This window comes from Pseudomonas sp. NFXW11, from assembly GCF_049887815.1.
Classification (GTDB): domain Bacteria; phylum Pseudomonadota; class Gammaproteobacteria; order Pseudomonadales; family Pseudomonadaceae; genus Aquipseudomonas.
On record NZ_JAGEKI010000008.1, the window covers coordinates 140,313 to 165,380 of the forward strand.

At 63.6% G+C, this 25,068-nt stretch carries 20 protein-coding genes; 17 read left to right on the forward strand and 3 right to left on the reverse strand.

Annotation, left to right across the window (positions count from 1 at the left end):
• Positions 1–91: 91 nt before the first annotated feature.
• From J4P02_RS14600 to J4P02_RS14620, 5 genes are all read left to right on the forward strand, one after another.
• Positions 92–2,689: a TonB-dependent receptor gene (locus J4P02_RS14600; protein ID WP_426191367.1), complete on the forward strand. Its 2,598-nt coding sequence runs from the start codon at positions 92–94 to the stop codon at positions 2,687–2,689.
• Between the two features lie 111 nt (positions 2,690–2,800).
• The gene (locus J4P02_RS14605; RefSeq protein WP_426191369.1) at positions 2,801–3,409 is read left to right on the forward strand and encodes a biliverdin-producing heme oxygenase; all 609 of its coding nucleotides are present in this window, start codon (positions 2,801–2,803) and stop codon (positions 3,407–3,409) included.
• 104 nt (positions 3,410–3,513) lie between these two features.
• Positions 3,514–3,915, forward strand: a complete 402-nt coding sequence (locus tag J4P02_RS14610) for a YbaN family protein (protein WP_426191371.1) — start codon at positions 3,514–3,516, stop codon at positions 3,913–3,915.
• Positions 3,916–4,100: 185 nt separating this feature from the next.
• On the forward strand, positions 4,101–6,245 hold the full coding sequence (locus tag J4P02_RS14615; protein WP_426191373.1) for a methyl-accepting chemotaxis protein: 2,145 nt from the start codon (positions 4,101–4,103) through the stop codon (positions 6,243–6,245).
• A 98-nt stretch (positions 6,246–6,343) separates the two neighbouring features.
• The gene (locus tag J4P02_RS14620; protein ID WP_426191375.1) at positions 6,344–7,699 is read left to right on the forward strand and encodes a CoA transferase; all 1,356 of its coding nucleotides are present in this window, start codon (positions 6,344–6,346) and stop codon (positions 7,697–7,699) included.
• Positions 7,700–7,765: 66 nt separating this feature from the next.
• On the opposite strand, the gene J4P02_RS14625 is transcribed toward J4P02_RS14620, so the two are convergent.
• Both J4P02_RS14625 and arcD (J4P02_RS14630) read right to left on the reverse strand, forming a co-directional pair.
• Positions 7,766–8,647 (reverse strand): DNA-3-methyladenine glycosylase family protein, encoded by an 882-nt coding sequence (locus J4P02_RS14625; protein ID WP_426191377.1) that lies wholly within the window; start codon positions 8,645–8,647, stop codon positions 7,766–7,768.
• On the reverse strand, positions 8,644–10,071 hold the full coding sequence (gene arcD, locus J4P02_RS14630; protein ID WP_426191379.1) for an arginine-ornithine antiporter: 1,428 nt from the start codon (positions 10,069–10,071) through the stop codon (positions 8,644–8,646). Before arcD (J4P02_RS14630) ends, J4P02_RS14625 begins: the two co-directional genes overlap by 4 nt.
• Positions 10,072–10,522: 451 nt before the next feature.
• Here arcD (J4P02_RS14630) and arcD (J4P02_RS14635) point away from each other — a divergent pair, with 451 nt between their 5' ends.
• From arcD (J4P02_RS14635) to J4P02_RS14660, 6 genes are all read left to right on the forward strand, one after another.
• Complete coding sequence (arcD, locus tag J4P02_RS14635; protein WP_426191381.1) at positions 10,523–11,950, forward strand: arginine-ornithine antiporter; 1,428 nt, start codon at positions 10,523–10,525, stop codon at positions 11,948–11,950.
• A gap of 53 nt (positions 11,951–12,003) precedes the next feature.
• On the forward strand, positions 12,004–13,260 hold the full coding sequence (arcA, locus tag J4P02_RS14640) for an arginine deiminase (RefSeq protein WP_426191383.1): 1,257 nt from the start codon (positions 12,004–12,006) through the stop codon (positions 13,258–13,260).
• A 77-nt stretch (positions 13,261–13,337) separates the two neighbouring features.
• The gene (locus tag J4P02_RS14645) at positions 13,338–14,348 is read left to right on the forward strand and encodes an ornithine carbamoyltransferase (protein WP_426191385.1); all 1,011 of its coding nucleotides are present in this window, start codon (positions 13,338–13,340) and stop codon (positions 14,346–14,348) included.
• Between the two features lie 87 nt (positions 14,349–14,435).
• Positions 14,436–15,365, forward strand: coding sequence for a carbamate kinase (gene arcC / locus J4P02_RS14650; RefSeq protein ID WP_426191387.1), 930 nt, complete (start codon positions 14,436–14,438; stop codon positions 15,363–15,365).
• 70 nt (positions 15,366–15,435) lie between these two features.
• Entirely contained in the window at positions 15,436–15,795 is a 360-nt protein-coding gene (locus tag J4P02_RS14655; protein WP_426191389.1) for a DUF5064 family protein, read from the forward strand.
• 184 nt (positions 15,796–15,979) lie between these two features.
• Positions 15,980–17,488, forward strand: a complete 1,509-nt coding sequence (locus J4P02_RS14660; RefSeq protein ID WP_426191391.1) for a sigma-54-dependent transcriptional regulator — start codon at positions 15,980–15,982, stop codon at positions 17,486–17,488.
• Between the two features lie 19 nt (positions 17,489–17,507).
• Here J4P02_RS14660 and J4P02_RS14665 read toward each other — a convergent pair whose 3' ends face one another.
• A complete protein-coding gene (locus J4P02_RS14665) occupies positions 17,508–17,921 on the reverse strand; it encodes a hypothetical protein (RefSeq protein ID WP_426191393.1) in 414 nt (137 codons plus the stop codon).
• On the opposite strand from J4P02_RS14665, the gene gcvH reads away from it, so the two are divergent.
• The 6 genes from gcvH to J4P02_RS14695 all read left to right on the forward strand — a co-directional run bounded on the left by gcvH (position 17,920) and on the right by J4P02_RS14695 (position 25,012).
• The gene (gene gcvH, locus J4P02_RS14670; RefSeq protein ID WP_426191395.1) at positions 17,920–18,303 is read left to right on the forward strand and encodes a glycine cleavage system protein GcvH; all 384 of its coding nucleotides are present in this window, start codon (positions 17,920–17,922) and stop codon (positions 18,301–18,303) included. The genes J4P02_RS14665 and gcvH overlap by 2 nt on opposite strands.
• Before the next feature lie 10 nt (positions 18,304–18,313).
• On the forward strand, positions 18,314–21,163 hold the full coding sequence (gene gcvP / locus J4P02_RS14675) for an aminomethyl-transferring glycine dehydrogenase (protein WP_426191397.1): 2,850 nt from the start codon (positions 18,314–18,316) through the stop codon (positions 21,161–21,163).
• Between the two features lie 117 nt (positions 21,164–21,280).
• Complete coding sequence (locus J4P02_RS14680; RefSeq protein WP_426191399.1) at positions 21,281–22,657, forward strand: L-serine ammonia-lyase; 1,377 nt, start codon at positions 21,281–21,283, stop codon at positions 22,655–22,657.
• 40 nt (positions 22,658–22,697) lie between these two features.
• The gene (gene gcvT / locus J4P02_RS14685) at positions 22,698–23,822 is read left to right on the forward strand and encodes a glycine cleavage system aminomethyltransferase GcvT (protein ID WP_426191401.1); all 1,125 of its coding nucleotides are present in this window, start codon (positions 22,698–22,700) and stop codon (positions 23,820–23,822) included.
• Positions 23,823–24,214: 392 nt separating this feature from the next.
• Positions 24,215–24,427 carry a cold-shock protein gene (locus tag J4P02_RS14690; RefSeq protein ID WP_007977299.1) on the forward strand — a complete coding sequence of 71 codons (213 nt, stop codon included), beginning with the start codon at positions 24,215–24,217 and terminating at the stop codon, positions 24,425–24,427.
• 96 nt (positions 24,428–24,523) lie between these two features.
• Positions 24,524–25,012 carry an RDD family protein gene (locus J4P02_RS14695; RefSeq protein ID WP_426191404.1) on the forward strand — a complete coding sequence of 163 codons (489 nt, stop codon included), beginning with the start codon at positions 24,524–24,526 and terminating at the stop codon, positions 25,010–25,012.
• The last annotated feature ends 56 nt before the right edge of the window (positions 25,013–25,068 follow it).

Genomic DNA, 25,068 nt, shown 5'->3' on the forward strand with positions numbered 1-25,068 from the left:
GGTACGTCTCGTTATAGCCAATGCAACTGATTCGCATTTTTGAATGCGTATCTGCACCTATAAAAGATTCGTGCGACCCGGAGCGCTCTCGATGTCCCCTCGCCTCAACAGCCGATCCCCAGTTCCCAGTGCCCGCCTGCAGCACTGCACTCTGTCGCTGCTCACTGCGGCCATCCTCCTGGCCGGTGCCCAAGCCGCGCCAGTGATGGCCGCCGATGCCCCGGCATCCAGCAGCCAGCGCATGGGCAACTACAACTTCGCCATTGCCCAGCAGCCGCTGGTGTCGGCGCTGAATGCCTTTACCGCGGTAACCGGCTGGCAAGTGGGCCTGCCCGCCGAGCTGGGTGCTGGCGTTGCCTCCCCTGGCGTGCGCGGTTCGCTGCCGCCGGAGAAGGCCCTGGATCGGCTGCTCGGCGGCACCAACCTGAGCTACCGCAAGCTGGGCAACAACAATATCGTGCTGGAAAGGCGCAGCGCCGGCGAGGTGGTCAACCTGCCCCAGGTGACCATCAGCGCCACCCGCCAGGAGCAGGACATCAGCTCGGTGCCCAGCACCGTGAGCGTGCACACCCGGCAAGAACTGGACCGGCAGAACGTCAACACCATCAAGGAACTGGTGCGCTACGAGCCCGGTGTCTCGGTGGGCGGCGCCGGTCAGCGCGCCGGCATCAGCGGCTACAACATCCGCGGCATCGACAGCGACCGGATTCTCACCCAGGTGGACGGCGTGGAAGTGCCGGACCACTTCTTCAGCGGCCCCTATGCCAAGACCAACCGCAACTACGTCGACCCGGAAATCGTCAAGCGCGTGGAAATCCTCCGCGGCCCGGCCTCGGTGCTCTACGGCAGCAGCGCCATCGGTGGCGCGGTCAGCTACTACACCCTGGACGCCGACGACATCATCAAGCCCGGCCAGGACGTCGGCGCACGCCTGAAGACCGGCTACAGCTCGGCCGATGAAAGCTGGCTGAAATCCGCCAGCGTGGCCGGGCGGGCCGGCGAGTTCGACGGCCTGCTGCACCTGAGCCGGCGCGACGGCCACGAGACCGAGTCCTACGGCAGCAACAATGGCACCGGCCTCAACCGCACCGCGGCCAACCCGGAAGATGCCCGCACCACCAGCGTTTTGGCCAAGCTCGGTTGGAACTACGCCGACGACGCCCGTCTGGGCCTGACCTACGAGAAGTACAAGGACGACCGCGACACCAACCAGAAAAGCGCGGTGGGCGGCCTGTTCCTCAACGGCGTCGGGCAGAACTGGTACCGCTCGCGGGTCGGCAACGACACCATCAGCCGCGAGCGCTTCGGCCTGGAACACAGCTTCGCCCTGGAATCGCCGGTCGCCGACAAGATCAAGTGGAGCCTCAACTACCAGATCGCCAAGACCGACCAGACCACCACCGAGCGCTACACCATTGCCCGCGACGTGCTGCGCCAACGCGAAACCCTCTATCAGGAAAAGCAGTGGGTATTCGACGCCCAACTGGACAAAGCCTTCAGCCTGGGTGAAACCGAGCACCAGCTGACCTACGGCACCACCCTCAAGCAGCAGAAGGTCACCGGCTCGCGCTACGGCACGGCCACTTGCCTCAGGGTCGGCGGCGGCTGCACCGCAGTTGGCGCACCCAGCCCAAGCGCCAGCGACAGCGTGAAGAAGTCCAGCGACTTCCCGGACCCGACCGTCAACACCTACAGCCTGTTCGCCCAGGACCAGATCAGCTGGAACGCCTGGACCTTCACCCCGGGCCTGCGCTACGACTACACCCAGCTCAAGCCGAAGCTGACCCAGGAATTCCTCAATGTCGCCAACCCCACCGGCAACTTCCCGGTCAGTGACGACAAGAAGACCTGGCACCGGGTTTCGCCCAAGTTCGGCCTGACCTACAGCTTCGACGAGCACTACACCGCCTACGGCCAGTACGCCGAAGGCTTCCGCACGCCATCGGCCAAGGCCCTGTACGGACGCTTCGAGAACCTCGCCACCGGCTACGTCGTGGAACCCAACGCCAACCTCAAGCCGGAAACCAGCAAGGGCTACGAAACCGGCCTGCGCGGCAACTTCGACGCTGGCAGCTTCGATGTCTCGGTGTTCTACAACCAGTACCGCGACTTCATCAATGAAGACGCCATCACCGCCGGCGCCCTGCAATCGGTGATCCAGAGCAACAACATCAAGCACGCCACCATCAAGGGCGCCGAAGCCAAGGGCCGCCTCAACCTCGATGCCTTCGGCGCGCCGCAAGGCCTGTACAGCATCGGCTCGGTGGCCTACGCCTACGGTCGCAACAATGACAACGGCGAGCCGATCAACAGCGTCAACCCGCTCAAGGGCGTGTTCGGCCTCGGCTATGACCAGGACAACTATGGCGCGCTGCTGAGCTGGACCCTGGTCAAGCGCAAGGACCGGGTCGACAACAGCACCTTCAAGGCCCCGGATGGCCGCACCACCAGTGGCCAGTTCAAGACCCCGGGCTACGGCATCCTCGACCTGAGCGGCTTCTACAAGGTCACCGACGACCTCACCGTCAACGCCGGCCTGTACAACCTCACCGACAAGAAATACTGGAACTGGGACGATGTACGCGGCTACGACAGCGTCGGCGAAGCCGGGCAGACCGCGCCCGCCAACCTCGATCGCCTGACCCAGCCGGGGCGCAACTTCTCGGTCAACCTGGTGTGGGATATCTGACGGCAAACCGCCTCACTGCCCTTTTTTATCCGGGGCAGTGAGGATTTTTTACTGTGCCGCGTCTTCTTGTTCGTCTAGTAACTAACTGCCTCTCATTCTCAAGGACAACCCATGACCTCCCAGGACTCTTCCCAGCGTCATCACCTGCGTTCCCAGCGTCTGAACCAGATCACCCATGAGCCGCATTCCAAGCTCGACGCCCTGGTCAAGGCCCATGCACCGTTCGAAACCCAGGGCGCCTTCGCCCGCTTCGTGGTCGCCCAGTACCTGTTCCAATCGGAACTGGTGAGCCTGTACAACGATGCCGAGCTGATCAAGATCGTGCCCGACCTGGCCGAGCGCTGCCGCGCCGATGCCGCCAAGGCGGACCTGGCCGACCTGGAAACCGAGGTTCCGGCGCCAGTGGCCGGTGCCGTGCGCAACCCGAGCAAGGCCGAAGCCCTGGGCTGGATCTTCGTTTCCGAAGGTTCCAAGCTCGGCGCCGCGTTCCTGATCAAGCGTGCCGTGAGCCTGGGCATGAGCGAAACCTTCGGTGCCCGTCACCTGGGCGAGCCGGCCGGTGGCCGTGCCGAAGGCTGGAAGACCTTCACCCGCATCCTCGACGGCCTGGAGTTCAGCGCCGAAGAAGAAGCCGCCGCGGAAAAAGGCGCCCTGGATGCCTTCAATCGCTTCACCGTGCTGCTGGAACAGGCTTATTCCAGCGCCGCGCAACCGGCCTGAAGCACTCGTTGCGGGCCAGGCACGGCCTGGCCCGCAGCGCTATTTTGTCGGCCGGCACAATCACCGATTGAGCCGGACGCCGCGTTACCTCATCATCCGAAACCATGACCGCCACTCGCCCCTCCCCGTCGAAGATTTCCCGCCTGTTGTTCGGCGCGCTGGCCTATATCAGCCTGGGCATCGGCCTGATCGCCATCGTCGTGCCGGGCCTGCCGACCACCGAGTTCATCCTGCTGGCCGCCTGGGCCGCCACCAAGAGCTCGCCAAGGCTCAGTGCCTGGATGGAGAACCACCGCCTGTTCGGGCCGATCCTCAGCAACTGGCGCAATGGCCGGATCGTCAGCCGCAAGGCCAAGGTCAGCGCCACCCTCAGCATGCTGCTGTGCGCCGGTCTGATGCTCAGCCTGCTCAATCATCACTGGACGATGTACGCCGCCATCGCCGGCATGACCCTGGGCAACCTGTGGATCTGGTCGCGCCCCGAAGCCCTGCCGCAAACCTCCTGATTCCCGCCCTCTGGCGCCTATGCCCTGGCCTTTGAGGCCATATAGGTCAGGGGCATGACCGTTCGTCGGCAACACCTCACGCAAAGGCCGCCCGAGCCGATGTTCCGGGCATGGCGCTGAATGGACTTGGCGAGTGGAATCCATGGATTCCGTGCTTCCCATCCGTCCTTTCGCGAGATCGCCTTATGCTCGACTCTCTCTCCATCCGCCTGAAAATCGTGCTGTTGTCCGGACTCTGCCTATTGGGCGTGGTGGCGCTGATCGTCAGCATGAACCTCTACCAGAGCCAGCAGAACAACCAGCTGGTCAACGCCTCCAGTACGCGGATGCTCACCGCCGGGGTGGAGGACCTGTTGCAGGCCAAGGCCGCCGAGCAGGCCGCGCGGATCCAGAAGACCTTCGGCGAGAGCCAGCTGGTGATCACCGCCCTGGCGGACCAGGTGCGCGACCTGCGGGAGATGGCCGGCAAGCGCGGCCTGGAGGCCTCGGCCCTGCGCGAGGAACTCAACCGCAGCCTGAAGACCGCCTTCGAGCGTAACCCCAAGGTGCTGGGCATCTGGCTGGCCTACGAGCCCAACGCCCTGGATGGCAAGGACAGCGAGTTCGCCAACGACGCCGCCCGCGCCTCCAACGAAAGCGGTCGCTTCGCCAGCTACTGGAGCCGCCCCGACGGCAAGCCGCTGAACAGCGTGATGGTCGAGGCGGACATGACCAAGACCACCCTCAACCTCAGCGGCACGCCCTATAACATCTGGTACACCTGCCCGCGGGACAACCGCCGCACCTGCCTGCTCGACCCTTATGCCGACACCATCGGCGAGGACAAGAAGCAGGTGCTGATGACCACCATCTCCCTGCCGCTGCTGGTGGACGGCAAGGTGCTTGGGGTGATCGGCGTCGATATCGCCCTGGACTCCCTGCAAGCCGCCGCCGTCGAAGCCCAACGCGGCCTGTTCGGCGGTGCCGGGCATATGCAGATCCTCGCCGGCAGCGGCTTGCTGGCTGCGGTTGGCACCGATGCCGGCCAGGTTGGCAAGAGCATCAAGGACACCCTGGGCAGCCAGGGCCAGGACGTTCTTGCCGTACTGGCCGCCAGCCAGGCGAAGGTGCTGCAACAAGGCGAGCTGATTCGCGCGGTGTTCCCCTTCAGCCCGATTGCCGATGCCAAGCCCTGGGGCGTGACCATCGACCTGCCGCAGCAAGTGCTGCTGGCCGATTCGGTGAAGCTGCAGACCCTGCTCGACCAGGCCCAGACCAGCGGCACCCTGAAAACCCTGCTGGTGGCTGCCGGTGCCGGCCTGCTGGGCCTGCTGCTGATCTGGCTCAGCGCTTCGGGCGTGACCCGGCCGATCAACAGCGTGGCGCAAATGCTCAAGGCCATCGCCAGCGGCGACGGCGACCTGACCCAACGCCTGGACTACAGCAAGAAGGATGAGCTGGGGGAACTGGTGGGCTGGTTCAACCGCTTCCTCGACAAGCTGCAACCGACCATCGCCCAGATCAAACAGAGCATCAGCGAAGCTCGGGGCACCGCCGACCAGTCCTCGGCCATCGCCCGCCAGACCAGCGAAGGCATGCAGGTGCAGTTCCGCGAGATCGACCAAGTGGCCACCGCCTCCAACGAAATGAGCGCCACCGCCCACGACGTAGCCAACAGCGCCTCCAACGCCGCCCAGGCCGCCCGTGGTGCCGATCAGTCGGCCAAGGAGGGCATGAATATCATTGAACGCAGCACCCGTGACATCAGCCTGCTGGCCGATGAAGTGAGCAAGGCGGTGGGTGAAGTCGAGGCCCTGGCGGTGAGCAGCGAGCAGATCGGCTCGGTGCTGGAAGTGATCCGCAGCATTGCCGAGCAGACCAACCTGCTGGCCCTCAACGCCGCCATCGAAGCCGCCCGGGCCGGGGAAAGCGGTCGCGGCTTCGCCGTGGTGGCCGACGAGGTGCGCAACCTGGCCAAGCGCACCCAGGATTCGGTGGAAGAGATTCGGGTGGTGATCGAGCGCCTGCAAAGCGGCACCCGTGACGTGGTGAACACCATGCACGCCAGCCAGAGCCAGGCGCAGAACAACGCCGGGCAGATCCAGCAGGCGGTCCAGGCCCTGGGCAAGATCAGCGACGCGGTCACCGTGATCAGCGACATGAACCTGCAAATCGCCAGCGCCGCGGAACAGCAGAGCGCGGTGGCCGAAGAGGTCAACCGCAATGTCTCGGCGATCCGCAGCGTCACCGAAACCCTGACCGAACAGGCCGACGAATCGGCCCAGGTCAGCAGCCAGCTCAATGCCCTGGCCACCCAGCAGATGAAACTGATGGACCAGTTCCGGGTGTAAGGACGGCTCTATCGCCAGCCGCGGCCGATGACCGAGGGTCATCGACAGCCGCGGTGGTTTCAGGGTGCAATGCCCTCCTCTGATCCGGGGAGTGGGCCATGACCGAGTTACTCGCATCCATCCAGGCCGCGCTGGGCCTGACGCCTTCAAGCATCAGGCAAACCAGCCAGGGCGCCCTGCCCTCGGCCTTCGCCGTGACCGACCTGGCCAGTGCCAGCATTGCCGCAGCCGGGCAAGCGGTCGCCGAACTCCTCTACAGCCAGACCGGGCGCCTGCCTGATGTCAGCGTCGACCGACGCCTGGCTTCGTTCTGGTTCGCCAGCTCGATCCGCCCGCAAGGCTGGAGCCTGCCCTCGCTCTGGGACCCCATCGCCGGGGATTACCCCAGCCGCGACGGCTGGATACGCCTGCACACCAACGCTCCCCATCACCGGGCCGCCGCCGAACAGGTGCTGGGAACGGCCGCCGACCGCACGGCCATGGCCGCCAGGGTCGCCGCTTGGGATGCCCTGGAACTGGAACAGGCCATAGTCGACCAGGGCGGTTGCGCCGCGCAGATGCGCAGCTGGGCACAGTGGCAGGACCATCCCCAGGGCCAGGCAGTCAACGGCGAACCCCTGGTGCACTGGCTGCCCCAGGCCAGCCAGCGACAGAAAACCTGGAACGGTTGCAGCGAACGGCCCCTAGCCGGGCTGAAAGTGCTGGACCTGACCCGGGTGCTCGCCGGCCCCGTGGCCAGCCGCCTGCTCGCCGGGCTGGGGGCCAAGGTGCTGCGCATCGATCCGCCGGGCTGGAACGAACCGGCCCTGGAGCCGGAAGTGACCCTGGGCAAACGCTGCGCACGCCTGAACCTGCACGACCTTGAAGAGCGCAAGCTGTTCGAGCATCTGCTGGCAGACGCCGACCTGCTGCTGCATGGCTATCGCGCCGAGTCCCTGGAGCACTTGGGTTACGGCGCAGAAGAGCGCCAGCGAATCGCCCCGGGGCTGATCGACGTGAGCCTCAATGCCTACGGCTGGAACGGCCCCTGGCGCAATCGCCGGGGTTTCGACAGCCTGGTGCAGATGAGCTGCGGCATCGCCGAAGCCGGCATGGCCTGGAAAGCCGCCAGCCAACCCACACCCTTGCCGGTGCAGGCCCTGGACCACGCCACCGGCTACCTGATGGCGGCCAGCGCCCTGCGGGCCCTGAACCTGTCCTGGAGCCATGGCCAAGGAAGTTCGGCACGCCTGTCCCTGGCCCGTACCGCCAAGCTGCTGATCGACCACAGCGCACCACCGGGAAGCCAGCCGCCACTACGAACCGAGGACGAGGAGGACCAGGGGCTGCTACCGGAACACACCCCTTGGGGAATCGCGCGACGCCTGCGGGTGCCGCTGCACATCAGTGGAACGCCGGTGCAGTGGAGTTGCCCCGCCAGCACCCTGGGCGCCCATCGTCCGAGATGGTGGTGAGCGCCTTCGCCGGCCAGCCGGCGACAAGATTGCCGGGCCTATAGCCAACCACCCACGCCCACAACCTCACCCCGAAGCCGTCCACAAATGCTGCGCCGCATAAGCGCGCCACGGCCGCCAGGCCTCGGCCCGGGCCAGCAGTTGGCGGGCGGTGGGGCGCTGCCCCTGCAGCGCCGCCATGGCATTGAGCAGGCCGGCATCCGCCGCCGGAAAGGCATCGCCTTCGCGCATCTGCCGCAAGGCGATGTAGTGCGCGGTCCAATCCCCGATCCCCGGGAGTTGCAGCAAGCGTTCGAGGCTGTGTTGCAAGTCGCCCCCGGGCTGCAGCAACTGCGGATCATCGAGCAGCGCCTGAGCCACCACCGACAGGGTGCGCGCCCGACTGCGAGGCATGCCCAGGCCGGCCAGATCGGCACCGGCCAGCACCTCGGGCGTGGCAAATACGTGAGTCAAGCCAGGCCATTGGCGGTCGGGGCACATCAGCGGCCGGCCATAAGTCGCCACCAGCCTGGACGCCAGGCGAATCGCCCCCTGCACGGTAATCTGCTGGCCCAGCACGGCACGAATGGCCAGCTCGAAACCGTCCCAGGCGCCCGGCACCCGCAGGCCGGGACGCGCGGCCAGCAAGGGCGCCAGCAGTGGGTCAGTCGCCAGATGGCGATGGATCAGCGGCAGGTCCGCCTCCAGGTCGAACTGACGGCGCAAACGTTCCACCACCTTGGGCAGCAGATGTGCCTGTGCCAGATTCAAACGCAGTTGCAGGTGCCCTACCGGGCCGGGGCGCAGGCTCAAGGTGCCCTGGCAGCCCTCGAGCTCGAAACTGCGGGCATAGGTGTCGCCCTGCACCACTTCCAGCCCATCGATGGCGCGCAGGGCCAGAAACCCCAGCATCGCCGGCCAGTCGTAAGGCCCTTGATAAGGCAGCAGCAGGTGCTGCTCCTGGCTCATAGGCTGAGCAAGCCGCTGTACAGGCCGTAAGCAGCCAGAGACGCGCCAGCGAGCACCGCGCAGAAGATCAGCTTTTCCAGGTGAGTGAACAGCGGCTCGCCCTGCTCGCGCTTGGCCTGGGCGAACAGGATCACCCCCGGGGCATAGAGCAGGGCCGAGAGCAGCAGGTACTTCAGGCCGCCGGCATACAGCAGCCAGATGGCGTAACTCAGGGCCACCACGGCAATGCCCAGGTCCTTGAGGCGCTCGCGGGAGGCCTGCTCGTAGGTTTCCCCACGGCCGCTGAGCAGCACCGCATAGGCCGCCGACCACAGGTAGGGCACCAGGATCATCGACGAGGCGAGGTAGATCAGGTTGGTGTAGGTGCCGGCGGAAAACAGGGTGATCAGCAGGAACACCTGGATCATCACATTGGTCAGCCATAGGGCATTGACCGGCACATGGTTGGCGTTTTCCTTGGTCAGGAACGCCGGCATGGTGCGATCGCGGGCGGTGGCGTAGAGGATCTCGGCACACAGCAGGGCCCAGGACAGCAGTGCCCCGAGCAGCGACACCGCCAGGCCGATGCTGATCAGCAAGGCGCCCCAGGGCCCCACTATGTGCTCCAGCACCGCCGCCAGGGACGGGTTCTGCAGTTGCGCCAGCTCCGGCTGGCTCATGATCCCCAGGGACAGCACATTGACCAGCACCAGCAGCGCCAGCACCCCGAGAAAGCCGATCACCGTGGCCCGGCCGACATCCGCGCGCTTCTGCGCCCGGGCCGAGTAGACGCTGGCGCCTTCGATGCCGATAAACACGAACACCGTGACCAGCATCATATTGCGCACCTGGTCCATCACCCCGCCAAAATTCGGGTTGCTGCGGCCCCAGATATCCCGGGTGAAGACCTCTGCCTTGAAGGCCACGGCGGCAATCACGATAAACATCACCAGGGGCACTATCTTCGCCACGGTGGTCAGCTGGTTGATGAAGGTGGCTTCCTTGATCCCGCGCAGCACCAAAAAGTGCACGGCCCAGAGCAGCACCGAGGCGCAGCCGATGGCCACCGGGGTATTGCCCTGACCGAACACCGGGAAGAAATAGCCCAGGGTGCTGAACAGCAGGACGAAGTAGCCGACGTTGCCCAGCCAGGCACTGATCCAGTAACCCCAGGCGGAAGAGAAGCCCATGTAGTCGCCAAAACCGGCCTTGGCATAGGCATAGACCCCGGAGTCCAGCTCCGGCTTGCGGTTGGCCAGGGTCTGGAACACGAAGGCCAGGGTCAGCATGCCCACCGCAGTGATCGCCCAGCCGATCAGCACCGCCCCGGCATCGGCGCGGGCCGCCATGTTCTGCGGCAGGGAGAAGATCCCGCCGCCAATCATCGAGCCCACCACCAAGGCGATCAATGCACCGAGTTGAAGCTTCTGCGCCGGTTGTGACATCCCTACCTCTATATCAGTGAGCCGATCTGGCGATAAAGCTACACGCAATTAAATAACTTCCACACATTGACGTCTAACAGTAACAGTCAATTATTCATCCTTTATCAGCCAGCCTGCGAAGCACCTTGCAGAAGCCACTGAATATCCGACTGTTTTGTTTTGAACATGTACTAATTGCCATCATCGACAAGTGCAAAATCAAATGCCGACATTGAGTTGCACATTCTACAAAAGGGTCTAGTTTCAAACGTCATCGCCAATGAGAAAGGCTACCAACAAGGAGAAAAACACCCTCAGGAACCCGTGTTCCAGGGTACCAGATCAGATTCTGCAACAATTCTTAAGTCGTTCATTCACAACGAAATGCCGCAATCAACTGATCTGAGTCAGCTGATTGAAGTTCAAGCGGACTTACTCTGTGGACTCTCTCCTATTGCATTGGAGTCATACGATGTCTGAATCCCCCGGTAAACTAAGACTTGGTGCATTAGTCGCTCTGGTAGTAGGTTCCATGATTGGCGGGGGGATCTTCTCCTTGCCGCAGAACATGGCCGCCAGCGCTGATGTAGGTGCAGTTCTTATTGGTTGGGCTATTACTGCCGTCGGCATGTTGACCCTGGCCTTCGTATTTCAGACCCTGGCCAACCGCAAACCCGATCTGGACGGTGGCGTATATGCCTACGCCAAGGCCGGCTTCGGCGACTACATGGGTTTCTCTTCTGCCTGGGGCTACTGGATCAGTGCCTGGCTGGGCAACGTTGGCTACTTCGTCCTGCTGTTCAGCACCCTGGGCTACTTCTTCCCGATCTTTGGCGAGGGCAACACCCCGGCCGCGGTGATCGGCGCCTCGGTATTGCTCTGGGCCGTGCATTTCCTGGTACTGCGCGGGATCAAGGAAGCGGCCTTCATCAACCTGGTGACCACGGTGGCCAAGGTGGTGCCGCTGCTGCTGTTCGTGCTGATTGCGCTGTTCGCCTTCAAGCTGGAGATTTTCACCGCCGACATCTGGGGCGTGAAGAACCCGAGCCTGGGCAGCGTGATGAACCAGGTGCGCAACATGATGCTGGTCACCGTCTGGGTGTTCATCGGCATCGAGGGCGCGAGCATCTTCTCCTCTCGGGCGGAAAAACGCTCGGACGTGGGCAAGGCCACCGTGATCGGCTTTATCACCGTGCTGCTGTTCCTGGTGCTGGTGAACGTGCTGTCCCTGGGGATCATGACCCAGCCGGAACTGGCCAAGCTGCAGAACCCGTCCATGGCCGCAGTGCTGGAGCATGTGGTGGGTCACTGGGGCGCGGTGCTGATCAGCGTCGGCCTGATCATCTCGCTGCTGGGGGCGCTGCTGTCGTGGGTACTGCTGTGTGCGGAGATCATGTTCGCCGCAGCCAAGGACCACACCATGCCGGAGTTCCTGCGCCGCGAGAACGCCAATCATGTACCGGCCAACGCCCTGTGGCTGACCAACGCCATGGTGCAGATCTTCCTGGTCATCACCCTGTTCTCCAAGGGCACCTACCTGTCGCTGATCTACCTCGCCACCTCGATGATCCTGGTGCCCTACCTGTGGTCGGCGGCTTACGCGGTACTGCTGGCGGTACGTGGCGAAAGCTACGAACAGGCCCTGGCCGAGCGCAAGAAGGACCTGATCATCGGCGGCATCGCCCTGCTCTATGCGATCTGGCTGCTGTACGCCGGCGGGGTCAAGTACCTGCTGCTCTCGGCGCTGCTCTACGCCCCCGGCGTGGTGCTGTTCGCCAAGGCCAAGATGGAATTGCACAAACCGATTTTCACCAACGTCGAGAAGCTGATTTTCGCCGCAGTGGTCATAGGCGCCCTGGTGGCCGCCTACGGACTCTACGACGGCTTCCTGACCCTGTAGCACTGCCTTTGAAGCTACACCCCTGATTGTTTTATCTCTGGAGGATCACAGAAATGACCACGGAAAAAGTTAAGTACGGCGTCCATTCCGAAGCCGGCAAACTGCGCAAAGTCATGGTTTGCTCCCCAGGCCTGGCCCATCAGCGGCTGACCCCGAACAACTGCGACGAACTGCTGTTCGATGATGTGCTGTGGGTGGCCCAGGCCAAACGCGACCATTTCGACTTCGTCACCAAGATGCGCGAGCGGGATATCGATGTGCTGGAAATGCACAACCTGCTGACCGATATCGTCGCCATCCCTGAAGCCCTGGACTGGATTCTGGAGCGCAAGATCACCGCCAACCAGGTGGGCCTGGGCCTGGTCAACGAAGTGGGTTCGTGGCTGCGCAGCCTGGAGCCGCGCAAGGTCGCCGAATTCCTGATTGGCGGCGTATCGGCCGATGACCTGCCCACCAGCTTCGGCGGCAAGACCATCGAGATGTTCCGCGACTTCCTCGGCCACTCGAGCTTTATCCTGCCACCGCTGCCCAACACCCAGTTCACCCGCGACACCACCTGCTGGATCTACGGCGGTGTGACCCTGAACCCGATGTACTGGCCGGCGCGACGCCAGGAAACCCTGCTGACCACCGCCATCTACAAGTTCCACCCCGAGTTCACCCACGCCGACTTCCAGATCTGGTACGGCGACCCGGACCAGGAGCACGGCAACGCCACCCTGGAAGGCGGCGACGTGATGCCCATCGGCAATGGTGTGGTGCTGATCGGCATGGGCGAGCGCTCCTCGCGCCAGGCCATCGGCCAACTGGCGCTGAACCTGTTCAAGCACAAGGCGGTGGAGCGAGTGATTGTCGCCGGCCTGCCGAAATCCCGTGCGGCCATGCACCTGGACACCGTGTTCAGCTTCTGCGACCGCGACCTGGTGACCATCTTCCCGGAAGTGGTGAGCCAGATCGTTGCCTTCAGCCTGCGCCCTGACGACAGCAAGCCCGGTGGCATCGATGTGCGCCGCGAGGAAACCAGCTTCCTCGACACCGTGGCCAAGGCCCTCAACCTCAAGGCCCTGCGCGTGGTGGAAACCGGCGGCAACAGCTTCGCCGCCGAACGCGAGCAATGGGACGACGGCAACAACGTGGTGGCCGTGGAGCCGGGCGTGGTGATTGGCTACGACCGCAACACCTACACCAACACCCTGCTGCGCAAGGCCGGGGTCGAGGTCATCACCATCAGCGCCGGCGAATTGGGCCGGGGCCGTGGCGGCGGCCACTGCATGACCTGCCCGATCATTCGCGACCCGATCGACTACTAAACCTTTAGACGACCAGCAGTCCGACCGCGCCTACCCGGCGCCGGTCGGACCGATTACCGAATCCGAGGAAAATCATCATGGCGTTCAACATCCACAACCGTAACCTGCTGAGCCTGGAACACCACACCCCACGGGAACTGCGCTACCTGCTGGACCTGTCCCGCGACCTCAAGCGCGCCAAGTACACCGGTACCGAGCAGCAGCACCTCAAAGGCAACAACATCGCCCTGATCTTCGAAAAAACCTCCACCCGTACCCGCTGCGCCTTCGAAGTGGCGGCCTATGACCAGGGCGCCAACGTCACCTACATCGACCCCAACTCCTCGCAGATCGGCCACAAGGAAAGCATGAAGGACACCGCTCGGGTGCTGGGGCGCATGTACGACGCCATCGAGTACCGCGGCTTCAAGCAGGAAATCGTCGAAGAGCTGGCGAAATTCGCCGGGGTGCCGGTGTTCAACGGCCTGACCGACGAATACCACCCGACCCAGATGATCGCCGACGTGCTGACCATGCGTGAGCATGCCGACAAGCCGATCCACGAGATCAGCTACGCCTACCTGGGCGATGCCCGCAACAACATGGGCAACTCGCTGCTGCTGGTGGGCGCCAAGCTCGGCATGGACGTGCGCATCTGCGCGCCCAAGGCCCTGTGGCCCCATGACGACCTGGTGGCCCGCTGCAAGCAATACGCCGAAGAAAGCGGTGCGCGCATCACTCTCACCGAAGACCCGAAGGCCGCGGTCAAGGGCGTGGACTTCATCCACACCGACGTCTGGGTGTCCATGGGCGAGCCAGTGGAAGCCTGGGCCGAGCGCATCGAGCAACTGCTGCCCTACCAGGTCAACGCCCAGCTGATGAAGGCCACCGGCAACCCGCGGACCAAGTTCATGCACTGCCTGCCGGCCTTCCACAACAGCGACACCAAGGTTGGCAAGCAGATCGCCGAGCAGTATCCGCACCTGGCTAACGGCATTGAGGTGACCGACGACGTGTTCGAATCGCCCGCCTGCATCGCCTTCGAGCAAGCGGAAAACCGCATGCACACCATCAAGGCGATCCTGGTCTCGACCCTGGCCGACCTCTAACCTGCCTCCCCTGTAGGAGCTGGCTGGCCAGCCAAACGCAATTCGCCGGCAAGCCGGCTCCTACAGAGCCTCTAGAAGGACTGCATTATGCGTATCGTCGTTGCATTGGGCGGTAACGCCCTGCTCCGCCGTGGTGAACCCATGACCGCGGACAACCAACGCGCCAACATCCGCATCGCCACCGAACAGATCGCCAAGATCCATCCCGGCAACCAGCTGGTGATTGCCCACGGCAATGGCCCGCAAGTGGGCCTGCTGTCGCTGCAGGCGGCGGCCTACACCCAGGTTTCGCCCTACCCGCTGGACGTGCTGGGGGCCGAGACCGAAGGCATGATCGGCTACATCATCGAACAGGAACTGGGCAACCTGCTGGACTTCGAAGTGCCGTTCGCCACCCTGCTGACCCAGGTGGAAGTGGACGCCAAGGACCCGGCCTTCAACAACCCGACCAAGCCCATCGGCCCGGTCTACAGCAAGGAAGAAGCCGAGAGGCTGGCCAAGGAAAAAGGCTGGGCCATCGCCCCCGACGGCGACAAGTACCGCCGCGTGGTGGCCAGCCCTAAACCCAAGCGCATCTTCGAGATCCGTCCGATCAAGTGGCTGCTGGAGAAAAGCAGCATCGTGATCTGCGCCGGCGGCGGCGGCATCCCGACGATGTACGGTGAGGACGGCAAGCTGCGGGGCATCGAGGCGGTGATTGACAAGGACCTGTGCTCGGCGCTGCTGGCCGAGCAACTGGAAGCCGATCTGCTGGTGATCGCCACCGACGTCAACGCGGCGTTCATCGACTTCGGCAAGCCGACCCAGAAGGCCATCGCCCAGGCCCACCCGGATGAAATGGAAAAGCTCGGCTTCGCCGCCGGCTCCATGGGGCCCAAGGTCCAGGCGGCCTGTGAGTTCGCCCGGCACACGGGCAAAGTCGCGGTGATAGGTTCACTCTCCGACATCGAAGCGATAGTCCAGGGCCATGCCGGCACTCGTATCAGCACGGCCAAGCCCGGCATCAGCTACCTTTAGGAGCCACGCCAGAAGAAACCACGGGGGCGGGTCGCGCCCGCCCCTCTCATGCCTTGAAGGAGAGACGCCCATGGCCATGTTCGAGCCCGGTCACCTGCATATCGAGCGTCACGCGCTGAACAAGGACGACTTCAGCTACAACCTGTGCATCGACTACCAGGTCGTCCAGGACCCCAAGGAAGGCAAGGGCATGCAATTCACCCTGCATGGCAGCATCGAAGGCAAGACACTCAAGGAACAATTCTTCCTGGCCAAGGACATGGCCTTCGACTTCGCCCGCCACGCCACCCGCATCGCCCAGCAATACGGTTTGCCGAAGAGCGCCAGCATCGCTTCCATGCACAAGTACTACGACGAGATGTTCGAGGACGTGCGCAAGCAGCTGGACGTGAAGCCTGGTGACCCGATCAAACCCGAGCACCTGGCATAACCCCCCCCACCGTGGCGAGGGAGCTTGCTCCCGCTGGGCTGCACCGCAGCCCCACCACCCCCGCTACTCCGCTTGCCGCCGACCCGCAGCGAGCGCCCCCGCCACTGCGTTCGCCTGCCTCGAATTTCACCCTCCCTCAAGGCATACTGGCGGCCTTCCGTGTCGCAGAAACCTCCGCCACCCCATGCGTATCCATGTCAGCTTTATCGACCGCGTCGGCATCACCCAGGAAGTCCTGGCCCTGCTGGGCGGACGCAACCTCAATCTGGACGCGGTGGAGATGGTCCCGCCCAACGTCTATATCGACGCCCCGACCCTGAGCCCCGAGGTGCTGGAAGAGTTGCGCGATGCGCTGTTCAACGTGCATGGCGTGCAGGCGGTGACGGTGGTGGATATCCTTCCCGGCCAGCGCCGGCACTTGCAGCTGGACGCCCTGCTGGCCGCCATGACCGACCCGGTGCTGGCCCTGGACAGCGCCGGTAAGGTGCTGCTGGCCAACCCGGCGCTGATCGCCCTGTATGGCCGCGAACCGGCGGGGGAAAGCGTCGCCGAACTGTTTGCCGACCCGGCCTTGCTCGAAGCCCTGCTGGAACAGGGCTTTCGCTTGCCACTGCGGGAAATCACCCTGAATGGCCAGACCCTGCTGCTGGACGCCACCCCCATCACCGATGCCGGCGCGCTGCTGACCCTGTACCAGCCCAACCGCATTGGCGAACGCCTGTCGGCCCTGCACCACGATCACGCCGAGGGCTTCGATGCCCTGCTCGGCGAATCCCCGGCGATCCGTACCCTCAAGGCCCGGGCCCAGCGGGTGGCGGCCCTGGATGCACCGCTGCTGATCCAGGGCGAGACCGGCACCGGCAAGGAACTGGTGGCCCGCGCCTGCCACGCCATCAGTGCTCGTCATAACGCCCCCTTCCTGGCGTTGAACTGCGCGGCGCTGCCGGAGAACCTGGCGGAAAGCGAACTGTTCGGCTACGCCCCGGGGGCCTTCACCGGCGCCCAGCGTGGCGGCAAGCCGGGGCTGATGGAACTGGCCAACCAGGGCACGGTGTTTCTCGACGAGATCGGCGAGATGTCGCCCTACCTGCAAGCCAAGCTGCTGCGCTTTCTCAATGACGGCAGCTTCCGCCGGGTGGGTGGCGATCGCGAGATCAAGGTCAATGTGCGGATCCTCAGCGCCACCCATCGCGACCTGGAGAAAATGGTCAGCGAAGGCAGCTTCCGCGAAGACCTGTTCTACCGCCTCAATGTGCTGAATGTCGAAGTGCCGCCGCTGCGCGAACGCGGCCAGGACATCCTGCTGCTGGCCCGCTATTTCATGCAGCAGGCGTGCACGCAGATCCAGCGCCCGGTGTGCCGCCTGACCCCGGGCACTTACCCGGCGCTGCTGGGCAACCGCTGGCCGGGCAACGTGCGCCAGTTGCAGAACGTGATCTTCCGCGCCGCGGCGATCTGCGACAGCAACCTGGTGGACATTGGCGACCTGGACATCGCCGGCACCTCGGTGGCGCGGCAGAACGACGTTGAAGTGGAAAGCCTGGAACAGGCGGTGGAGTGCTTCGAAAAGCAGCTGCTGGAAAACCTCTACGTCAACTACCCCTCGACCCGGCAACTGGCCAACCGCCTGCAGACCTCCCACACCGCCATCGCCCATCGCCTGCGCAAGTACGGCATTCCCGGCAAGGCCTGAGCGCAGAAGCCGGCTCGAACTACGGCAGACGATTCCCGGTAGGAGCCGGCTTGCCGGCGAATAGGCCCCTGAGCCTGGCGCTGTCCTTGGGGGCCCCCTCGCTGGCAAGCCGTGAACGGCCCACCGCACCGCAGTTCTGGAAACGACCTGCATCTGTACTGAAAGCGCTACAGCGGAACGATTTCGCTACAGGCGCTTGTAATAGCGGCCGCGCAAGGCTTTGATCCTCAAAGCCTTTTTTCTGCGGCGCAAGATGTAGCGATTTCGCTACAGAAGCAACAGTCCCGCCTCCGGAAAATTCATTCAAGGCATTGAATTTAAAGGAATAAAAACTATTGGCCGCGTTCTTGCTATGGGTATTGCCATTCGGCTCGGCCCTGCACGAGCATTCAATCGCGTCCACCAGACGAATCTGGCCCTGAGGAGTTTCCATGAGCGAGTTGCGTTTTACCGAAGATCACGAATGGCTGCGTAGCGAAGCCGATGGCAGTGTCACCGTCGGCATCACGGCTTTCGCCCAGAACGCCCTGGGCGATGTGGTGTTTGTGCAACTGCCTGAACTGCAGAACTACGACAAGGGCGCCGAAGCCGCCACTGTGGAATCGGTGAAAGCCGCCAGCGGCGTGTACATGCCCCTGGACGGTGAAGTGGTGGCCATCAACCCGGCCCTGGAAGACAGCCCCGAGCTGGTCAACGAAGAGCCACTGGGCGAAGGCTGGTTCTTCCGCTTCATTCCCAAGGGCCCCGCCGCTGTCGGCCAACTGCTGGATCAGGACGCCTACGACCGCCTGATCAAAGCCAGCGCCGAAGCCTGAGGAGCCCGCCATGACCGTCAACCTGAGTACCGCCAACGAATTCATCGCGCGCCATATCGGCCCGCGCCAGGGCGATGAGCAAGCCATGCTCAACAGCCTGGGTTTTGATTCCCTGGAAGCCCTGAGCGCCAGCGTGATCCCCGAGAGCATCAAGGGCACCAGCGTGCTGGAGCTGGGCAATGGCCAGAGCGAAGCCCAGGCCCTGGCCTCGATCAAGGCCATCGCTACCAAGAATCAACTGTTCAAGACCTATATCGGCCAGGGCTACTACAGCTGCCACACGCCGTCGCCGATCCTGCGCAACCTCCTGGAAAACCCGGCCTGGTACACCGCCTATACCCCGTACCAGCCGGAAATCTCCCAGGGCCGCCTGGAAGCCCTGCTGAATTTCCAGACCCTGATCAGCGACCTCAGCGGCCTGCCGATCGCCAACGCCTCGCTGCTCGACGAAGGCACCGCCGCCGCCGAAGCCATGACCTTCTGCAAGCGCCTGAGCAAGAACAAGGGCAGCCATGCGTTCTTCGCCTCGGAACATTGCCACCCGCAGACCCTCGACGTGCTGCGCACCCGTGCCGAGCCTCTGGGAATCAATGTGGTGGTGGGGGACGAACGCAAGCTGACCGACGTCAGCCCGTTCTTCGGCGCCCTGCTGCAATACCCGGCGAGCAACGGTGACCTGTTCGACTACCGCGAACTGACCGAGCGCTTCCACGCCGCCAACGCCCTGGTGGCCGTGGCCGCCGACCTGCTGGCGCTGACCCTGCTGGCCCCGCCCGGCGAATTTGGCGCCGACGTGGCCATCGGCAGTGCCCAGCGTTTCGGCGTACCGCTGGGTTTTGGCGGCCCGCATGCGGCTTACTTCGCCACCCGCGATGCCTTCAAGCGCGATATGCCCGGCCGCCTGGTAGGCGTCTCGGTGGACCGCTTCGGCAAGCCGGCCCTGCGCCTGGCCATGCAGACCCGCGAGCAGCATATCCGCCGCGAGAAGGCCACCAGCAACATCTGCACCGCCCAGGTACTGTTGGCCAATATCGCCAGCATGTACGCCGTGTATCACGGCCCCCAGGGCCTGACCCAGATCGCCCAGCGCATCCATCAACTGACCGCGATCCTGGCCAAGGGCCTGATGGACCTGGGCCTGGTGGTGGAGCAGGAAAGCTTCTTCGACACCCTGAGCCTGCATACCGCTAGCCGCACCGCGGCGCTGCACGACAAGGCACGCGCCCAGGGCATCAACCTGCGGGTGATCGACAGCCAACGCCTGGGCCTGTCCCTGGACGAAACCTGCACCCAGGCCGACGTTGAAAACCTCTGGAAGCTGCTGGCCGATGGCAAGCCCGCGCCGGACTTCGACAGCCTGGCAAAAGCCGTGGCCAGCCGCATCCCGGCTGCGCTGCTGCGCCAGTCGGCGATCCTCAGCCACCCGGTGTTCAACCGCTATCACTCGGAAACCGAGCTGATGCGCTACCTGCGCAAGCTGGCGGACAAGGATCTGGCCCTGGATCGCACCATGATCCCGCTGGGCTCCTGCACCATGAAGCTCAATGCCGCCAGCGAGATGATCCCGGTCACCTGGGCCGAGTTCGGCGCCCTGCACCCGTTCGCGCCCACCGAGCAAAGCGCCGGCTACCAGCAATTGACCAGCGAACTGGAAGCCATGCTCTGCGCCGCCACCGGCTATGACGCCGTGTCGCTACAGCCCAACGCAGGTTCCCAGGGCGAGTACGCCGGCCTGCTGGCGATTCGTGCCTATCACCAGAGCCGTGGCGACGAGCGTCGCGATATCTGCCTGATCCCGTCCTCGGCCCACGGCACCAACCCGGCCACCGCCAACATGGCCGGCATGCGCGTGGTAGTCACCGCCTGTGATGCCCGCGGCAACGTCGACATCGAGGACCTGCGAGCCAAGGCCATCGAACACCGCGAGCACCTCGCCGCACTGATGATCACCTACCCCTCGACCCACGGTGTGTTCGAGGAAGGTATCCGCGAAATCTGCGGGATCATTCATGACAACGGCGGCCAGGTGTATATCGACGGCGCCAATATGAACGCCATGGTCGGCCTCTGCGCCCCGGGCAAGTTCGGCGGCGACGTATCGCACCTGAACCTGCACAAGACCTTCTGCATTCCCCATGGCGGTGGCGGCCCGGGCGTCGGCCCGATTGGCGTCAAGTCGCACCTGGCGCCCTTCCTGCCTGGCCACGCCGCGCTGGAAAACAAGCAGGGCGCAGTGTGTGCCGCTCCGTTCGGCAGCGCCAGCATCCTGCCGATCACCTGGATGTATATCCGCATGATGGGCGGCGCCGGCCTCAAGCGTGCCTCGCAGTTGGCGATCCTCAATGCCAACTACATCTCGCGGCGCCTGGAGGAGCACTACCCCGTGCTCTACACCGGCAGCAACGGCCTGGTGGCCCACGAATGCATCCTCGACCTGCGTCCGCTGAAGGACAGCAGCGGCATCAGCGTCGACGACGTGGCCAAGCGCCTGATCGACTTCGGTTTCCATGCCCCGACCATGTCGTTCCCGGTGGCCGGCACCCTGATGATCGAGCCGACCGAAAGCGAATCCAAGGAAGAACTGGACCGCTTCTGCGACGCCATGATCCGTATCCGCGAGGAAATTCGCGCGGTGGAGAACGGCACCCTGGACAAGGACGACAACCCACTGAAGAACGCCCCGCATACCGCGGCCGAACTGGTGGGCGAGTGGTCTCACCCGTACAGCCGCGAGCAGGCGGTGTACCCGGTGGCGTCCCTGATTGAAGGCAAGTACTGGCCGCCGGTGGGCCGGGTCGACAACGTGTTCGGCGACCGCAACCTGGTGTGCGCCTGCCCGTCGATCGAAAGCTACGCCTAAGAAGCAGTGGTGAGCTTCAAGCGGCAAGCGGCAAGTTAAAAGCCGATCGGCTCTTTCTTGCTGCTTGCAGCTTGTGGCTTGCCGCTACTCTCAATAATAAGAAACCGGAGAACCCACATGTCCCTGAGCGTGTTCGACCTGTTCAAGATTGGCATCGGCCCCTCCAGCTCCCACACCGTTGGCCCGATGCGCGCAGCCGCGCGCTTCGTCGAGGGCCTGCGACGTGATCAGCTGCTGGCCAGCACCGCCTGCGTCAAGGTCGAGCTGTATGGCTCGCTGGGCGCCACCGGCAAGGGCCACGGCAGCGACAAGGCTGTGCTGCTGGGCCTGGAAGGTGAACACCCGGACACCGTGAATACCGAAGACATTGCCTCGCGCCTGCAGGAAATACGCAGCAACGGGCGCATCAACCTGCTCGGCGAACACGAGATCGCGTTCACCGAGAAAGAACACCTGGCGATGATCCGCAAACCCCTGGCCTATCACCCCAACGGCATGATCTTTCGTGCCTTCGATAGCGCCGGCCTGCAGATTCGCAGCCGCGAGTACTACTCGGTGGGCGGCGGCTTCGTGGTCGACGAAGACGCCGCCGGCGCCGACCGCATCGTCGAAGACAGCACCCGCCTGACCTTCCCCTTCAAGACCGCCAAGGAGCTGTTGGCGCACTGCAGTACCTACGGCCTGTCCATCAGCCAGGTGATGCTGACCAACGAAAGCGCCTGGCGCCCGGAAGCGGAAACCCGCGCCGGCCTGCTGAAGATCTGGCAGGTGATGCAAGACTGCGTGACCGCCGGCTGCCGCAACGAAGGAATCCTGCCTGGCGGGCTCAAGGTCAAGCGCCGGGCCGCGGCCCTGCACCGGCAACTGTGCCTGCACCCGGAGGCGGCGCTGCGCGACACCTTGTCGGTGCTGGACTGGGTCAACCTCTACGCCCTGGCGGTCAACGAGGAAAACGCCAGCGGCGGACGGGTGGTCACCGCGCCCACCAATGGTGCGGCCGGAATCATTCCCGCCGTGCTGCACTACTACATGCGCTTCGTCTCCGGTGCCAATGAAGACGGTGTGGTGCGCTTCCTCCTGACCGCTGCCGCCATCGGCATTCTGTACAAGGAAAACGCCTCGATCTCCGGTGCCGAAGTCGGTTGCCAGGGGGAAGTCGGCGTGGCCTGTTCGATGGCTGCCGGCGCCTTGTGCGAAGTGCTCGGCGGCAGCGTGCAGCAGGTGGAGAACGCCGCGGAAATCGGCATGGAACACAACCTCGGGCTGACCTGCGACCCGATTGGCGGCCTGGTGCAGGTGCCCTGCATCGAGCGCAATGCCATGGGTTCGGTGAAAGCCATCAATGCGGTGCGCATGGCGCTGCGGGGCGACGGGCAGCATTTCGTCTCCCTGGACAAAGTCATCCGCACCATGCGCCAGACTGGCGCCGACATGAAAAGCAAATACAAGGAAACCGCCCGTGGCGGTTTGGCCGTGAACATTATCGAGTGCTGATGCCCTACAGACGCATCCGCAGATTTTTCAGGAGTTGCCCATGTCCACCCAACCACTGTTGAAAACCCCGCTGCACAGCCTGCACCTGGAACTTGGCGCGCGCATGGTGCCATTCGCCGGCTACGACATGCCGGTGCAATACCCGCTGGGCGTGATGAAGGAACACCAGCACACCCGTGAACAGGCCGGCCTGTTCGACGTGTCCCATATGGGGCAGATCCTGCTGCGTGGCGCCGAGGCCGCCCAGGCCCTGGAAACCCTGGTGCCGGTGGACATCATCGATCTGCCGGTGGGCATGCAGCGCTATGCCATGTTCACCAACGAACAGGGTGGCATCCTCGACGACCTGATGGTCGCCAACCTGGGCGACGGGCAACTGTTCCTGGTGGTCAACGCCGCCTGCAAGGACCAGGACCTGGCCCACCTGCGCCAGCACATCGGCAACCACTGCGAGATTCAACCGCTGTTCGCAGAGCGCGCCCTGCTGGCCCTGCAAGGCCCGGCGGCGGTCAAGGTGCTGGCGCGCCTGGCCCCGGAAGTGGCGACAATGACCTTTATGCAATTCAAGCCGCTGAAGGTGCTGGGTGTGGACTGCTTTGTCAGCCGTTCGGGCTACACCGGTGAAGACGGTTTTGAAATATCCATCCCCACCGCCCATGCGGAACAGATCGCCCGCGCCCTGCTGGCCGAGCCGGAAGTGGCGGCCATCGGCCTTGGGGCCCGCGACTCGCTGCGCCTGGAAGCCGGGCTGTGCCTGTATGGCCACGATATGAACGCCGATACCACGCCGATCCAGGCCAGCCTGCTGTGGGCCATCTCCAAGGTGCGTCGGGCCGATGGCGCCCGGGCCGGTGGCTTCCCCGGCGCCGAGCAGATCTTTGCCCAGCAGCACAATGGTGTAGCGCGCAAGCGCGTGGGCCTGCTGCCGCAAGAGCGCACGCCGGTGCGTGAAGGCGCGGAAATCGTCGACGCCGACGGCCAGGTCATCGGCCATGTGTGCAGCGGCGGTTTCGGCCCGACCCTGGGTGGTCCATTGGCCATGGGTTACCTCGATACCCAGCACGCAGCACTGGATACAGCAGTTGCTGCCATAGTGCGTGGGAAAAGGGTGCCAATGCTTGTAAGCAAAATGCCATTCGTAGCGCAACGCTACTACCGCGGCTAAGAGGCTGTTTCTATAAGTAACGCGGTTGCGTTAAAAGTGCACTAATCTGTAACGCAACCGCCATAAAACAGTGCATGTTTTCGATACTGAATTTCACTTATATCGTCCGAAAACAATTGAACAATTCTATGGAATAAGCCCTGCACGCTAGTTCCGCCAAAGCGCGGCAAGCTGCGTAAAACCACGGCTTCGCGGGGCTTGTTTTTTCTCCCGTAGTTGGCGTAGAGTTTCCCCACTGTGTTTGCATGGGTCGCTTGGAATCGTGACCTGGGCAGTAGCTAACAAGTTTGCTACAACCCGTTCGACGTCTCTTACTTTCCTGCAACCCAGCCCAGTACTCTTTCATGAGAAAGAGACTGTCATTAATTTTTTAGCGTCAAAGGAAATAAGAAATGTCCCAACGTCAGAGCGGTACCGTCAAGTGGTTTAACGACGAGAAAGGTTTTGGTTTTATCACTCCAGAAAGCGGTCCGGATCTGTTCGTACACTTCCGCGCCATTCAGGGCAACGGCTTCAAGAGCCTGAAAGAAGGCCAAAAAGTGACCTTCATCGCTGTGCAAGGCCAGAAAGGCATGCAGGCTGACGAAGTACAAGCAGAAGCTTAATCGTCTGTAACGAAAAAGCCCCTGATGCTGACATCAGGGGCTTTTTTGTGCGCGCAATTCCGTAAAATGGCTTTCTTTTTCAGTCGAGAGCCTGTCATGTCCAAACATCTGCTAAGCCCTCAAGGCGAATTCCCCGCCGCCGGCCTGGGTCGCCGCCTGGCAGCGATGTTCTATGATTTTCTGCTGTGCGTTGCCCTGCTGATCGTCACCGGCGGCATTTACAAGCTGATCCAGATGCAGATCATCGGCGAAGCGCGGATGCGCACCTTGACCGAATCCGGCGCCCTGGACGGCGACCCGCTCTACTCCACCGTCCTGCTGTTCGTACTGTTCGGCTTCTTCGCCAAGTTCTGGACCCACAACGGGCAGACCCTGGGCATGCAAGTGTGGTGCATCCGCGTGCAGAACGCCGATGGCAGCCGCATCAGCCTGTGGCAGGCGCTGCTGCGTTTCATGGTGTCCATCGCCTCCTGGCTGTGCGCCGGCCTGGGCTTTTTCTGGGTGCTGGTGGACAAGCAGAAACGCAGCTGGCACGACATCTACTCCAACACCCAGCTGGTGCGCATTCCCAAGCGGAAGAAGTAAGGCGCCACACACAAAAACGCCCCGACAGTTCGGGGCGTTTTTGTGTGTGGCGGCAG

Coding starts and splice junctions, on each gene's coding strand:
- J4P02_RS14615 (WP_426191373.1), top strand. CDS start 4,101: ATGCTCGACTCTCTCTCCATCCGCCTGAAAATCGTGCTGTTGTCCGGA.
- J4P02_RS14625 (WP_426191377.1), bottom strand. CDS start 8,647: ATGAGCCAGGAGCAGCACCTGCTGCTGCCTTATCAAGGGCCTTACGAC.
- J4P02_RS14695 (WP_426191404.1), top strand. CDS start 24,524: ATGTCCAAACATCTGCTAAGCCCTCAAGGCGAATTCCCCGCCGCCGGC.
- J4P02_RS14645 (WP_426191385.1), top strand. CDS start 13,338: ATGGCGTTCAACATCCACAACCGTAACCTGCTGAGCCTGGAACACCAC.
- arcD (WP_426191379.1), bottom strand. CDS start 10,071: ATGTCACAACCGGCGCAGAAGCTTCAACTCGGTGCATTGATCGCCTTG.
- J4P02_RS14660 (WP_426191391.1), top strand. CDS start 15,980: ATGCGTATCCATGTCAGCTTTATCGACCGCGTCGGCATCACCCAGGAA.
- J4P02_RS14605 (WP_426191369.1), top strand. CDS start 2,801: ATGACCTCCCAGGACTCTTCCCAGCGTCATCACCTGCGTTCCCAGCGT.
- J4P02_RS14665 (WP_426191393.1), bottom strand. CDS start 17,921: ATGGAAACTCCTCAGGGCCAGATTCGTCTGGTGGACGCGATTGAATGC.
- J4P02_RS14600 (WP_426191367.1), top strand. CDS start 92: ATGTCCCCTCGCCTCAACAGCCGATCCCCAGTTCCCAGTGCCCGCCTG.
- gcvP (WP_426191397.1), top strand. CDS start 18,314: ATGACCGTCAACCTGAGTACCGCCAACGAATTCATCGCGCGCCATATC.
- J4P02_RS14680 (WP_426191399.1), top strand. CDS start 21,281: ATGTCCCTGAGCGTGTTCGACCTGTTCAAGATTGGCATCGGCCCCTCC.
- gcvT (WP_426191401.1), top strand. CDS start 22,698: ATGTCCACCCAACCACTGTTGAAAACCCCGCTGCACAGCCTGCACCTG.
- J4P02_RS14655 (WP_426191389.1), top strand. CDS start 15,436: ATGGCCATGTTCGAGCCCGGTCACCTGCATATCGAGCGTCACGCGCTG.
- arcA (WP_426191383.1), top strand. CDS start 12,004: ATGACCACGGAAAAAGTTAAGTACGGCGTCCATTCCGAAGCCGGCAAA.
- gcvH (WP_426191395.1), top strand. CDS start 17,920: ATGAGCGAGTTGCGTTTTACCGAAGATCACGAATGGCTGCGTAGCGAA.
- arcC (WP_426191387.1), top strand. CDS start 14,436: ATGCGTATCGTCGTTGCATTGGGCGGTAACGCCCTGCTCCGCCGTGGT.
- arcD (WP_426191381.1), top strand. CDS start 10,523: ATGTCTGAATCCCCCGGTAAACTAAGACTTGGTGCATTAGTCGCTCTG.
- J4P02_RS14620 (WP_426191375.1), top strand. CDS start 6,344: ATGACCGAGTTACTCGCATCCATCCAGGCCGCGCTGGGCCTGACGCCT.
- J4P02_RS14610 (WP_426191371.1), top strand. CDS start 3,514: ATGACCGCCACTCGCCCCTCCCCGTCGAAGATTTCCCGCCTGTTGTTC.
- J4P02_RS14690 (WP_007977299.1), top strand. CDS start 24,215: ATGTCCCAACGTCAGAGCGGTACCGTCAAGTGGTTTAACGACGAGAAA.